The 12,395-nt window shown below is 72.0% G+C and carries 14 protein-coding genes; 7 read left to right on the forward strand and 7 right to left on the reverse strand.

All coding sequences use genetic code 11. The annotated features are described in order from the left end of the window. Both ybeY and WMR31_RS18315 read right to left on the reverse strand, forming a co-directional pair. Complete coding sequence (ybeY, locus tag WMR31_RS18310; RefSeq protein WP_340540329.1) at positions 1 to 450, reverse strand: rRNA maturation RNase YbeY; 450 nt, start codon at positions 448 to 450, stop codon at positions 1 to 3. 7 nt (positions 451 to 457) lie between these two features. Continuing rightward, positions 458 to 1,471, reverse strand: a complete 1,014-nt coding sequence (locus WMR31_RS18315) for a PhoH family protein (RefSeq protein WP_340540330.1) — start codon at positions 1,469 to 1,471, stop codon at positions 458 to 460. 165 nt (positions 1,472 to 1,636) lie between these two features. Between WMR31_RS18315 and WMR31_RS18320 the strand changes: the two genes are divergently transcribed. After that, a complete protein-coding gene (locus tag WMR31_RS18320; RefSeq protein WP_340540331.1) occupies positions 1,637 to 1,900 on the forward strand; it encodes a hypothetical protein in 264 nt (87 codons plus the stop codon). A gap of 1 nt (position 1,901) precedes the next feature. On the opposite strand, the gene WMR31_RS18325 is transcribed toward WMR31_RS18320, so the two are convergent. Then, entirely contained in the window at positions 1,902 to 2,249 is a 348-nt protein-coding gene (locus WMR31_RS18325) for an HIT domain-containing protein (protein WP_340540332.1), read from the reverse strand. 82 nt (positions 2,250 to 2,331) lie between these two features. Between WMR31_RS18325 and WMR31_RS18330 the strand changes: the two genes are divergently transcribed. The 3 genes from WMR31_RS18330 to WMR31_RS18340 are packed head-to-tail and all read left to right on the forward strand — an operon-like array spanning position 2,332 to position 5,511. Continuing rightward, complete coding sequence (locus WMR31_RS18330) at positions 2,332 to 2,850, forward strand: SigE family RNA polymerase sigma factor (protein ID WP_340540333.1); 519 nt, start codon at positions 2,332 to 2,334, stop codon at positions 2,848 to 2,850. Then, the gene (locus WMR31_RS18335; protein ID WP_340540334.1) at positions 2,847 to 4,523 is read left to right on the forward strand and encodes a Gmad2 immunoglobulin-like domain-containing protein; all 1,677 of its coding nucleotides are present in this window, start codon (positions 2,847 to 2,849) and stop codon (positions 4,521 to 4,523) included. The genes WMR31_RS18330 and WMR31_RS18335 overlap by 4 nt, the downstream gene beginning before the upstream one ends. 37 nt (positions 4,524 to 4,560) lie before the next feature. Then, positions 4,561 to 5,511, forward strand: coding sequence for a Gmad2 immunoglobulin-like domain-containing protein (locus WMR31_RS18340; protein ID WP_340540335.1), 951 nt, complete (start codon positions 4,561 to 4,563; stop codon positions 5,509 to 5,511). Positions 5,512 to 5,583: 72 nt separating this feature from the next. Here the strand turns inward: WMR31_RS18340 and WMR31_RS18345 are convergent, their stop codons facing one another. The 3 genes from WMR31_RS18345 to hrcA all read right to left on the reverse strand — a co-directional run bounded on the left by WMR31_RS18345 (position 5,584) and on the right by hrcA (position 8,555). Continuing rightward, a complete protein-coding gene (locus WMR31_RS18345) occupies positions 5,584 to 6,324 on the reverse strand; it encodes a 16S rRNA (uracil(1498)-N(3))-methyltransferase (protein WP_340540336.1) in 741 nt (246 codons plus the stop codon). Between the two features lie 7 nt (positions 6,325 to 6,331). After that, entirely contained in the window at positions 6,332 to 7,480 is a 1,149-nt protein-coding gene (gene dnaJ, locus WMR31_RS18350; protein WP_340540337.1) for a molecular chaperone DnaJ, read from the reverse strand. Between the two features lie 64 nt (positions 7,481 to 7,544). Further along, a complete protein-coding gene (hrcA, locus tag WMR31_RS18355; protein ID WP_340540338.1) occupies positions 7,545 to 8,555 on the reverse strand; it encodes a heat-inducible transcriptional repressor HrcA in 1,011 nt (336 codons plus the stop codon). A gap of 179 nt (positions 8,556 to 8,734) precedes the next feature. Here hrcA and WMR31_RS18360 point away from each other — a divergent pair, with 179 nt between their 5' ends. The 3 genes from WMR31_RS18360 (at position 8,735) to WMR31_RS18370 (ending at position 10,819) form a co-directional block, all read left to right on the forward strand. Continuing rightward, complete coding sequence (locus WMR31_RS18360; protein WP_340540339.1) at positions 8,735 to 9,616, forward strand: MBL fold metallo-hydrolase; 882 nt, start codon at positions 8,735 to 8,737, stop codon at positions 9,614 to 9,616. A gap of 72 nt (positions 9,617 to 9,688) precedes the next feature. After that, positions 9,689 to 9,943 (forward strand): hypothetical protein, encoded by a 255-nt coding sequence (locus WMR31_RS18365; protein WP_340540340.1) that lies wholly within the window; start codon positions 9,689 to 9,691, stop codon positions 9,941 to 9,943. Between the two features lie 36 nt (positions 9,944 to 9,979). Continuing rightward, entirely contained in the window at positions 9,980 to 10,819 is an 840-nt protein-coding gene (locus WMR31_RS18370) for a DUF3097 domain-containing protein (protein ID WP_445321649.1), read from the forward strand. A 339-nt stretch (positions 10,820 to 11,158) separates the two neighbouring features. Here the strand turns inward: WMR31_RS18370 and hemW are convergent, their stop codons facing one another. Next, positions 11,159 to 12,382, reverse strand: coding sequence for a radical SAM family heme chaperone HemW (gene hemW / locus WMR31_RS18375; protein WP_340540342.1), 1,224 nt, complete (start codon positions 12,380 to 12,382; stop codon positions 11,159 to 11,161). Between the last annotated feature and the right edge of the window lie 13 nt (positions 12,383 to 12,395).

Genomic DNA, 12,395 nt, shown 5'->3' on the forward strand with positions numbered 1-12,395 from the left:
TCACTGGCTGCGCCACCTCGCCAGGAGGTCGTCTTGGAGACCGAACATCTCCTTGTGCTCCTCGGGCTCGGCGTGGTCGTAGCCGAGCAGGTGCAAGATGCCGTGGGTGGTGAGCAGCTCGAGCTCGGCCACGGTGCCGTGACCGGCGGCCTCGCCCTGCCGGACGGCGACGGCCGGGCAGAGCATGAGGTCCCCGAGCACGCCCTCCTCGGGCTCGACGTCGACCAGACCCGGCCGCAGCTCGTCCATCGGGAAGGCCAGGACGTCGGTGGGGCCGTCCTTGTCCATCCACTGCTGGTTGAGCTCGGCGATGGTGTCCTCGTCGACCGCCTTGATGCACAGCTCGGCCTGCGGGTGCACCCGCATCTGGTCCATCACGAACCGGCTCAGCCGCGCCAGGTGCTTGACGTCGAGCCCGTGCCCGGACTCGTCGATGATCTCGATCGTCACGTGCGGCTCACGACCGCTGCTCGGTGGCGGTGTGCAGGCCGCCACGAGCGTCGAACTCGTCGTAGGCCGCGACGATCCGGCCCACCAGGCGGTGGCGGACGACGTCGTTGGCACTCAGGCGCTGGAAGGAGATGTCGTCGACGTCGTCGAGGATCGACTCGATGACCCGCAGACCCGACTTCGTGCCGCCGGGCAGGTCGACCTGGGTGACGTCGCCGGTGACCACGATCTTGGAGCCGAAGCCGAGCCGGGTGAGGAACATCTTCATCTGCTCGGGCGTGGTGTTCTGCGCCTCGTCGAGGATGATGAAGCTGTCGTTGAGGGTGCGCCCGCGCATGTAGGCCAGCGGCGCCACCTCGATGGTCCCGGCGGCGAGCAGCTTGGGGATCGTGTCGGGGTCGATCATGTCGTGCAACGCGTCGTAGAGCGGCCGCAGGTAGGGGTCGATCTTCTCGCTCAAGGTGCCGGGCAGGAAGCCGAGGCTCTCCCCCGCCTCGACCGCCGGCCGGGTGAGGATGATCCGGTTGACGTTCTTCGTCTGCAGGGCCTGGACCGCCTTGGCCATCGCCAGGTAGGTCTTGCCGGTTCCGGCCGGCCCGATCCCGAACGTGATCGTGTGCTTGTCGATGGAGTCGACATAGCGCTTCTGGTTGAGCGTCTTGGGGCGGATCGAGCGGCCGCGGTTGCTCAGGATGTTCAGCGAGAGGACGTCGGCGGGCCGTTCGGTGGTCTCGGCGCGCAGCATCGAGATGACGCGTTCGACGGTCTCGGAGGTGACGCCCTGGCCGGTGCGCAGGATCGTGACCAGCTCGTCGAGGAGGCGCTCGGCCAAGGCGACCTCGCCGGGCTCGCCGCGCAGGGTGATCCGGTTGCCGCGCACGTGGATCTCGGCGTCGAAGCCGCCCTCGATGATCCCGAGGTGTTCGTCGCCGGGGCCGAGCAGGCTGACCATGTCGATGCTGTTGGGGACCACCACGGTGTGACGGGTCTGGAGGTCACCGGAACTGTGAGAGTCGGTCATGGGTGCCCGGGCGGGGCGGCCTTTCGATCGGGGGAACTGCCTTCTTGACTGAGACTCATGGTACGCCGGGGCCCTGTGGCCGTTCCACTCGTTTGCCTTCCTCCGGGCTGCGTCGGCGGCACATGGCTCTCGCCGGAGGGGGCAGCGACGACGTACGGTGACCACATGCGGCGCGACGAGTTCGACGAGGACTTCGCGCCGGAGGACGATCCTGCCGACGTTCCGCGCTGGTTCCCCGGCGAGCACCTGCCGCCCGAGGCGCGCGCCATGGGCCTGACCCACCACGTGCCCGACGGCGCCCTCCTCGACTTCGCCGGGAACCTCGACGGCGCCAAGCCGCTGCACCGGATCACCGCCTGGGTGCTGCTGGTGGTCTTCGGGCTGCCGGTGGTCTTCGCGGTCCTGCGGCTGGTCTTCGCGATCGTCTGAGTCAGCCCGGCGGCCAGGTGAAGTCGCGCCCGCCAAGCACGTGCAGGTGGGCGTGGAAGACGGTCTGGCCGGCCCGCTCCCCGGTGTTGAACACCAGCCGATAGTCGTCGTCGTGGCCCTCGGCCACCGCCACCGCCGCGGCAGTGCGGATCAGCTCGGCGGCCGCCTCGGGGTCGGCGGCGGCCAGCGCGGCGGCGTTCGGCTGGTGCTCGCGTGGGACGACGAGCACGTGCGTGGGCGCCTGGGGGTTCAGGTCGCGGAAGGCCACGGTGCGCTCGGTGCTGTGCACCACCTCGGCAGGGATCTCGCCGGCGACGATGCGGCAGAACAGGCAGTCCTCTGAGGTCATGGACACCCACGGTAAACCGTGAGCGGGCCTCGCGCGTGGCACTAGCGTGACGAGGGCAAGCACAGTCGACGACGAGGACGCGATGAGCGCACCCGCCCGATGGGACGCCGACGAGGCGCTGGAGTCCCTCTACGCCGCCCACTGGCGGCAGCTGGTGCGGCTCTCGGTGCTCCTGGTCCGCGACGTCGGCACCGCCGAGGAGATCGTCCAGGACGCCTTCGTCGCGATGCACGGACGCTGGCGCCGACTCCGCGAGCCCGACAAGGCGCTGGCCTACCTGCGCCAGGCCGTCGTCAACGGCTCGCGCTCGGTGCTGCGGCATCGCGGCGTCGTGGAGCGCCACGCGAGCCGGCAACGCCCACCGGACGACGTCGCCCCGGCCGACCAGAGCGCTCTCGCGCACGCGCGTCGCGAGCTCGTCCTGGACGCGATCCGGTCTCTTCCGCAGCGCCAGCGCGAGGTGCTGGCGCTGCGCTACTACGTCGACCTCTCCGAGGCCGACATCGCCGAGACCCTGGGCATCAGCCGGGGCGCGGTCAAGTCCCATGCCTCCCGCGGCGCCGCCGCACTGCGAGATCTCCTGAACGGAGCCGACCTGTGAACGCCCCCGACCACCTCGACGACCTGCGCGCGCTCCTCGGCGACGCGGTCGCCGACGTCGAGCCGACCGACCGGCTCGCAGAGATCCGCTCGCGCACCTCGGCGTACGACAGCCGGCGCCGAGGCTGGTACGCCGCCGGCGGCGTGGCCCTGGCCACCGCTGCGGCGATCACCGCCTTCGCGGTGCTCTCCCCGGGCGACTCCGGCTCGCCGCACGACCCGGCGACGTCGTCGACGGCTCCGGCCGTCCCCACTCAGGCGGTGGGGCTCTACTTCATCGGCGACACCCCGCAGGGCCCTCGACTCTTCCGGGAGTTCCGGCAGATCCCCCGGTTCGACCCCGCCGGCGACATCCTGCCCGCGCTCGACGCGCTCGACCACGCCGACGACCCCGACTACCGCACCGCCTGGCCGGAGCGATCGATCCTCAGCGCGCAGGTCGACGGCGGCGGGGTACGCGTCGAGCTCGGCCCGAACGCACCCAGCGACGACCTGGCCCTCCAGCAGCTGCGGGCCACCGTCGCCGGGGTCACCGGACTCCAGGACATCACCCTCGATCGCGACGGAACGACCAGTGCGGTCGAGCAGGACTTCGCCGACCTCTCGCCAGTGAGCATCAGCGACCCCACCGAGGGACGCACGGTCTCGGGGTCCTTCACCGCCCGCGGCGTGGCGAACACGTTCGAGGGCACCGTGGGCTGGCAGATCCGCGACAGCGCGGGCGACGTCGTCGAGGAGTACTCCGCGACCGCCGAGGGCAGCGGCGGTGAGCGGCTCTACCCCTGGGAGACCGAGGTCGACGTCTCCGACCTCACCCCCGGCACGTACACCTTCGCCGCGATCGAGGACAGCGGCGACCCCGAGTACCGCCCCATTGAGGACACCCGGACGATCGTGGTCGAGGCACCGTCGAGCAGCCCTGCGGCGACCGACCCGCCTTCGTCGCCGTCCGACGCGAGCGGCGTCGTGGCCTGGTACGTCGGCCCGGCGCCCACCGGCCCGGACGTCCCCTTCGGCGCGTTGCTGTACCCCGAGACCACCGAGCTCGACGACCCGGTCGCGGCGCTTCTCGCCGAGCCCGGAGACCCCGACTACCGCACCCTGTGGCCCGCCGGCTCGCTGATCGGCATCGGCGACCCCGAGGGTGGGGTCAGCGTCGTCGAGGTGAGCGCGGCGGCGCTGCGGCGTCCGTCCGGCATGACCGACGGCGAGGCCACACTCGCGATCCAGCAGGTCGTGCAGACCGTGCGCTCCTACTACGGCGACGAGTCCGACGTCGCCTTCGTAGGTCCGGACGGCCCGGTCGACACCGTCCTCGGCACCGACGTCGGCACCCGGATCAGTGCGGCGTCCGACCTGGTGTCCCTCATGCAGATCCACACGCCGGTCGAAGGCGCCACCGCGCACGACACCCTCGCCGTCACGGGCGTGGGCCTCGGCTTCGAAGGCACCGTGGCGTGCTCGCTGGCCGCCCCGGGGGGCGCCGTGGTCTGGGAGGACGCCACCATCGCCGGCTCCTTCGCCGAGTCGACCCCGCAGCCCTGGCGGTTCGACGTCGACGTGTCCGGCATCGCGCCCGGCGACTACGACCTCACCTGCGCCACCGACGACCCGGCCGGCGGCAGCGAAGGGCGCGGCAGCGACGTCGACACGCGCGGGATCACACTCGAATGAGCACCGTTCTCCGACGAAACGACGAAAGGATGGGCCCATGAAGCACCTCAGGACCCGCGCAGCCGTTGTCGCGCTCTGCCTCCCGCTGGGCCTCGGCCTGCTCGCCGCGTGCGGCGACGACGAGCCCGACAATGCCGGCACCGACCCGAACTCGAGCTCGCCGAGCTCCGAGCCGTCGAGCGAGCCGGGCGAGACGACCACGACCCAGAGCGAGAGCCCCACCGAGACCGAGGGCCCGAGTGAGACCGAGTCGCCGGACGGCTCGACCGCGACGGTGCCGATCTACTTCGCGGGCGACACGCCGATGGGCACGCGGCTCTACCGCGAGCTGCGCCAGGTCCCGGCGGAGGACTCGCTCACCGAGGCAGCGCGCCTCCTGGTCTCCGGCGACGCCCTCGACCCCGACTACCGCACCCTGCTCGACGGCGTCACGATCAACGAGGTCACCGAGGAGGTCGGCGGAATCGTCGTCACGCTCGGCGAGGACTCGATCACCAGCGCCGACAAGGGCCTCTCCCCCGCCGACGCCAAGCTGGCGGTGCAGTCCCTGGTCTACACCCTCCAGGGCGCGGCCGGATCCAAGGACCACGTCGAGGTGCGTCTGGCGAACACCACGCCGGCCGACCTGTTCGGTCAGCCGACGAGCATCGGCGTCAAGGCCGCCCCGCAGCTCAAGGTGCTCTCGCTGGTCAACATCGGCCTCCCGGAGGAAGGCGCGAAGGCGTCGGGCACGCTGAAGATCGACGGCATGGCGTCCTCCTTCGAGGCGACCGTGCGCTACTTCGTCACCTCCGAGTCGGGGGCGACCGTCGTCGACGACAGCGCGATGGCCAAGGGCTGGATCAACCGCCTCTACCCGTGGAAGGCCACGATCGACCTGTCCGGATTCGAGCCGGGCACCTACGTGCTGCACGCCCAGACCGACGACCCGACCGGGGGCGAGGGCCCCGGGCCGTTCGAGGACACCCGGACCTTCGTCGTCGAGTGAGGCTGCCGGGACCCTGAAGACGCCGAGTCGGCACTTGTGCTAAACAAACGCGCCGACTCGGCGGGGGGACGGTCAGCGCCAGCGGTCGCTGCGGGACAGCAGGGCACTCACGGCGGCCAGTCCGGCCGTGGAGGTGCGCAGGACCTCTGCGCCGAGCCGGACCGAGACGGCACCGGCGTCGGTGAAGGCGGTGACCTCCTCGTCGGTGAGGCCGCCCTCGGGGCCGACCACCACGACGATCGATCCCGTCTCGGGCACCGGCACGGCGGCGAGGGCCGCCTCGGCGTCCTCGTGCAGGACGACGGCGAGGTCGGCGGCGGCGATCAGCTCGACGACGTCGGCTGTGCCGGCGAGGGCGCTGACCTCGGGATGCCAGATCCGGCGGGCCTGCTTGGCCGCCTCGCGGGCCGTGGAGCGCCAGCGCGCCAGCGACTTCGCGGCACGCTCGCCCTTCCACACCGCGACCGAGCGGGCCGCGGCCCAGGGAACGACCCGCGCGACGCCGACCTCGGTGAGGACCTCGACCGCGAGCTCGCCGCGGTCACCCTTGGGCAGGGCCTGGACGACCACCACCGACGGCGCCGGCTCCTCGGAGGTCTGGACGCTCTCGACGGTGACGTCGAGCTGTCGCTTGCCGACGCCGGAAACCGTGCCGGTGATCGCCGTGCCGGCGCCGTCGGTGAGGACCAACGACTCGCCAGCGCGCATGCGACGCACGGCCACGGCGTGATGGGCCTCGTCTCCCTCGACCCGGACCACGTCGCCGACGGCGACGCCGTCGAGGCCGGGAACCAGATGGACCGGAAGCGACATCGCCGGATCAGTGGCCGAAGAGGCGGCCGAACACAGACTTCTGCTGGGCCTTCACCTGGCCCGTGGGCCGCTCCTCGCCGCGGAGGGCGGCGAGCTCGCGCAGCAGCTCCTCCTGCCGGGAGTCGAGTCGACCGGGCGTCTCGACGACCGTCGTGACCACGAGATCGCCCCGACCACCGCGCAGGCCGGGGACCCCGCGGCCGCGGAGCACGCGCTCGGACCCGGACTGGGTGCCGGCCTCCAGGTCGAGGTCGAAGGTGGTCTCGACCCCCGAGCCGGTGTCCTCGACCAGGTCGGCCTCGAGCAGCGGCAGGTTCAGGGTGGTGCCGAGAGCGGCGGCGGTCATCGGAACCGTCACGGTGCAGTGCAGGTCGTTGCCGTGGCGGGTGAACACCTCGTGCGGACGCACCTGGATCTCGACGTAGAGGTCGCCGGCCGGACCGCCGCCGGGGCCGACCTCGCCCTGCTCGGCGAGCTGGACCCGGGTGCCGGTGTCGACGCCGGCGGGGATCTTCACCGTGAGCGAGCGTCTCGAGCGGACCCGGCCGTCGCCGGAGCACTCCCGGCACGGCTCGGGGATGATCGTGCCGAACCCGCGACAGGCCGCGCAGGGGCGCAGGGTGCGCACCTCGCCCAGGAAGGAACGCTGCACATGGGCGACCTCGCCCTGGCCGCGGCAGGTCTCGCACGGCACCGGATGACTGCCGGGAGCGGCTCCGTCGCCCCCGCAGGTGGTGCACACGACCGCGGTGTCGACCTTGAGGTCGCGCGAGACGCCGAAGGCCGCCTCGGCGAGGTCGACGTCGATGCGGATCAGCGCGTCCTGGCCACGGCGCACCCGCGAGCGCGGCCCGCGGCCGGCCGCACCGGCACCCTGACCGCCGAAGAAGGCGTCCATGATGTCGGTGAAGGAGAACCCGGCGCCCTGGCCGAAGCCGCCACCGAACGGGTCGCCGCCGCGGTCGTACGCCGCGCGCTTCTGCGGGTCGGAGAGCACCTCGTAGGCGTGCGAGACCTCTTTGAACCGGTCGTGGGTGCCGGGGTCGGGGTTGACGTCGGGGTGCAGCTGGCGGGCGAGCCGCCGATAGGCCTTCTTGATGGTGTCGCTGTCGGCGTCACGAGAGACACCGAGGACGTCGTACAGGTCCTTGCTCAACTGCGTTCCTTCGAAGATGGCTGGTGGGGCGGTACTACTCGATCAGGGATGGGCTGGGCGTCGGTCAGTTCTCGTCGAGGATCCGGGAGACATAGCGTGCGACAGCGCGGACCGCGGCCATGGTGCCGGGATAGTCCATGCGGGTGGGACCGACGATCCCCAGAGCGGCGAGGGCGTCGTCGTGCGGGCCGTAGCCGGTGGCCACGACGCTCGTGGCGGAGAACTGCTCGATCGGGCCCTCGGCGCCGATCCGCACGGTCACGGTGTCGGCGTCGGAGGCCTCGCCGAGCAGCTTGAGCAGCACGACCTGCTCCTCGAGCGCCTCGAGGAGCGGGCGCACCGCGGAGTCGAAGTGGTCGCCGTAACGGGCGAGGTTCGCGGCACCGCCGACCGCCACGCGGGAGTCGGAGCGGTGATCCTCCAGGGCCTCGACCAGGACGCCGGCGACGGCGGCCGCCGGTCCGGACTCGGACTCCGCCAGAGCGCCCAGGGCCGTGGCCGCGTCGGAGATGACCGAACCGGTGGCGGCACGACCCACCTTGGAGCGCAGGGCCGCGAGGTCGTCGTCGACCAAGGGCTCCCCGAGCTCGACGACGCGCTGCTCGACCCGCCCACTGCTCAAGATCAGCACCGCGAGCAGCCGCTCGGCGGTGAGCGCGACCAGTTCGACATGGCGCACGGTCGAACGCGACAACGTGGGGTACTGGACGACGGCGACCTGGCGGGTCAGCTGGGACAGCAGGCGCACCGAGCGGGCCACGATCTCGTCGGGGTCGGCGGCGCCGTCGAGGAATCCGGCGATGGCGCGCTTCTCGGCCGCACTCATCGTGCGCAGCGTGGTGAGCCGGTCGACGAAGAGCCGGTAGCCCTTGTCGGTGGGGACTCGGCCGGCGCTGGTGTGGGGCTGGGTGAGGTAGCCCTCGTCCTCCAGCGCCGCCATGTCGTTGCGCACGGTCGCCGGTGAGACATTGAGCCCGTGGCGCTCGACCAGCGCCTTCGACCCGACCGGCTCCTCGGTGGCCACGTAGTCCTCCACGATCGCGCGGAGGACGGCGAGCCGTCGTTCCTCTTGCATCCTCGCCTCCTCGCGATGGGGTGCCGGGCGCCTGTTCGGGCCGTCTGGCACTCGTGTAGTCAGAGTGCCAAGTCTACCGCGCGGGTGCACGGATGCGCCTTCGCCGTGCCCGGTCCCGCCGTCGGCCCGGTCTCGTGGCCGGTCCCACGCATTGGGCGGAGGATTCGTAGGCTCGACCCATGAGGTTCAACGAGGTCGCGGACCGGATCTGGGTAGCCCGTCATCCGTGGCTCGATGTGAACGTCACCGCGGTAGGTGGCACCCGTGGTCTGCTCGTGGTCGACACCGGCACCTCGGCCGCGGCCGGACGGCAGATCATCGGCGAGCTCGAGCGTTTGGGCGCCGGCCGCGTGGTCGAGATCGCCAATACCCACGACCACTTCGACCACGTGCTCGGCAATGGCGCGCTGCGCGGGGAGTTCGGCGAGGTGCCCATCCGGGCACACGAGGCCGCGGCCGAGGAGATGGCCGGGGCCGTCGAGCGGGCCAAGCGCGAGGCCGAGCGGGAGATCGCCGGAGACCCCGAGGCCCCTCACGCGGCCGAGGTCGCGGCCATGATCGAGACCGAGGTGGTCCTCCCCGACCACACCTTCTCCTCGGCGATGGCGCTCGACCTCGGCGACCGCTTCGTGGAGATCGCACACCCGGGCCGCGGCCACACCGCCGGCGACCTCGTGGTGCGCGTCCCGGACGCCGACGTCGTCCTGGCCGGCGACCTCATCGAGGAGTCCGCCGAACGGGAGAACGCCCCCGGCTTCGGGCCGGACTGCTATCCGTGGGACTGGCCGCTGACCCTCGACGTCGTGCTCGGCCTCACCACCGGGGCGAGCACGATCGTGCCCGGCCACGGCTCGGTGGTCGACCGTGCCTTCGTCGAGCAACAGCGCAACGACATCGGCATCCTGGCCGAGACCATCCGCGACCTCGCCCAGCGACGGGTGCCGGTCGACGAGGCGCTCGCGCAGGGCGAGTGGCCCTTCCCGGTGCGCTACCTCCGCGACGCGGTCACGCGGGGCTACGAGCTGCTGCCGCAGGCGCAGAAGCGCCTCCCGCTGGTCTGACCGCCCGCAAGCCGTCCGCGGCCCGCCCGCAGAGGTGTTCCGATCGGCCGGGCCGACTGCCAAGGTGGTGCGATGAGCGAGTCCACCCAGGAACCGAACGCCTCCGGAATCGACGACGAGCAGCTTCCCGAGGATCTCCGCCCGAGCGAGGACAACCCGCTGGCCGAGGGCCTGCCCGACGGCGAGACCGCAGGCGACCTGCTCGCCGACGGCAAGACGGCCGACGAGAGCCCGGATGAGCCGGAGTCCGAGGGCGCCGACGATGGGGAGCCTAAGGGCGACGGCGAGAGGCGCGCGTCACGAGACGGTGACGACGGCGCGTCCTGAGCGGCACTGTCCCCGTCGGCGCCTAGCGTGAGCGCCGTGGATCGCTACGGCTCCGATGTCCTCTCCGGCGACTGGCGCGCGCCCGCTCGCGGTCGCGCGGTCGAAGCTGCGGCCGACTCCGGCTTGGTGGTCGAAGAGGTGATGACCGACTTCGTCGGCGAGATCGTCGCGGTCGACCGCGACCTGCATGTCCTCACCCTCGAGGACCGCCGCGGCAAGCGACGCACCTTCCCCCTCGGCCCCGGCTTCCTGCTGGAGGGCAAGCCGGTCATCCTCACCGCGCCGGTGCGCGTGACGGCGCCGGCCAAGCCGACCCGGACCGCCTCCGGCTCGGTGGCCGTCCACGACGCGAAGGCACGCGTCGCCCGCGCCAGCCGGATCTTCGTCGAGGGCCGCCACGACGCGGAGCTCGTCGAGAAGGTCTGGGGCGACGACCTGCGCATCGAGGGCGTCGTCGTGGAGTACCTCGAGGGGGTCGACGACCTCGCCGAGCACCTGCGCGCGTTCGGCCCGAGTGCGCAGCGACGCGTCGGCGTCCTGGTCGACCACCTGGTGCCGGGCTCGAAGGAGAGCCGCATCGCCCAGGCGATCGCCGCCTCCCCGATCGGCGAGCACGTGCTCGTGCTCGGTCATCCGTTCGTCGACATCTGGGCCGCGGTGGTGCCCGCACGTCTCGGGCTCGACCGCTGGCCCGACATCCCGCGCTCGATCGAGTGGAAGAAGGGGATCTGCCAGCATCTCGGCTGGCCACACCGCGACCAGGCCGACATCGCTCGTGCGTGGAAGCAGATCCTCGGCCGGGTCGACTCTTTCCACGACCTCGAACCCGCCCTGCTCGGCCGGGTCGAGGAGCTCATCGACTTCGTCACCGCCTGAGACCCGACTGCACCATCCCGCGCAATTGCGCCGTTCGGGTCACCCACCGGCCACCCGACTGCACCATTCCGCGCAATTGCGCCGTTCGGGTCACCCACCGGCCACCCGACTGCACCATTCCGCGCAATTGCGCCGTTCGGGTCACCCACCGGCCACCCGACTGCACCATTCCGCGCAATTGCGCCGTTCGGGTCACCCACCAGCCACCCGACTGCACCATCCCGCGCAATTGCGCCGTTCGGGTCACCCACCAGCCACCCGACTGCACCATCCCGCGCAATTGCGCGGAACGGTGCCATCCGAGTCGCACACAGACGGGGCGTCGGCGGACCGCCCGGCTCAGCCGAGCAGCTCCCGGACGACGGCGTCGGCGAGCAGTCGGCCGCGCCGGGTGAGGAGCAGCCGGCCGTCCTCGACGTGGGCCAGGTCCTGTGCGAGCACGTCGGACACGCCCGCGGTCGAGTCCAGGACGTCGAGTGCCAGCCCCTCGGACAGCCGGACCTCCAACAGCACCCGCTCGAGGCGTCGGGTGTCGGCGTCGAGGATCTCCCTGGCCTGGGCCGGGCTGCGGTCGGAGGCGAGCCGCTCGGCGTAGGCGACCGGATGCCGCACGTTCCACCAGCGGGTGCCCCCGACGTGGGAGTGGGCGCCGGGCCCGATGCCCCACCAGTCGCCGCCGCGCCAGTAGGCCAGGTTGTGACGGCACGCCGCGGGACCGGCGATCCCGCCTCGCGCCCAGTTCGAGACCTCGTACCAGTCCAGACCGGCAACGGTGAGCCGCTCGTCGGCGAGGACGTACTTGTCGGCGAGGTCGTCGTCGTCGGGCATCGCGAGCTCCCCGCGGCGCACGCGGCGGGCCAGGGCGGTGCCGTCCTCGACGATGAGCGAGTACGCCGAGACGTGGTCGGGCTCGCACGCCAGCGCGGCGTCCAGGCTCCGGGACCAGTCGGCCACCGACTCCCCCGGAGTGCCGTAGATCAGGTCGAGGCTGATCTGGTCGAAGCCGGCGCGGCGCGACCACTCCACCACCTCGGGCACTCGCTCGGGGTCGTGGGTGCGGTCGAGCACCCGTAGCACGTGGCCGACCGAGGACTGCATGCCGAAGGAGATCCTGGTGAACCCGGCCTCGCGAAGCGCAGCCAGCTCGGCAGGCCCCACAGAGTCGGGGTTGGCCTCGGTGGTGATCTCCGCGTCGGGAGAGAGACCGAACTCGTCGGCGATCGCGGCGAGCACCGAGCCCAGGTCGGCCGGGCTCAGCAGGGTCGGGGTGCCTCCGCCGAAGAAGACGGTGGACGCCGCCAGCTCCACGGAGCCGAGGGCCGCGCGAGCGCGGCGCACCTCGGCGATCGCCGACTCGGCGTAGCTCTCGCGCGAGGCTCCGCGCTCGGGGGTGCCGAGCTCGGCGGCGGTGTAGGTGTTGAAGTCGCAGTAGCCGCAGCGCACGGTGCAGAACGGGATGTGCACGTAGAAGGAGAACGTGCGCTCGCCGAGCCCGTGGAGGGCGGACGCCGGCAGGGCCCCGTCGTCGGGAACCGGATCGCCGGAGGGAGGGACCGAAGGCACCCCGGCATCCTGT

This window comes from Nocardioides epinepheli (assembly GCF_037936805.1).
GTDB lineage: Bacteria > Actinomycetota > Actinomycetes > Propionibacteriales > Nocardioidaceae > Nocardioides.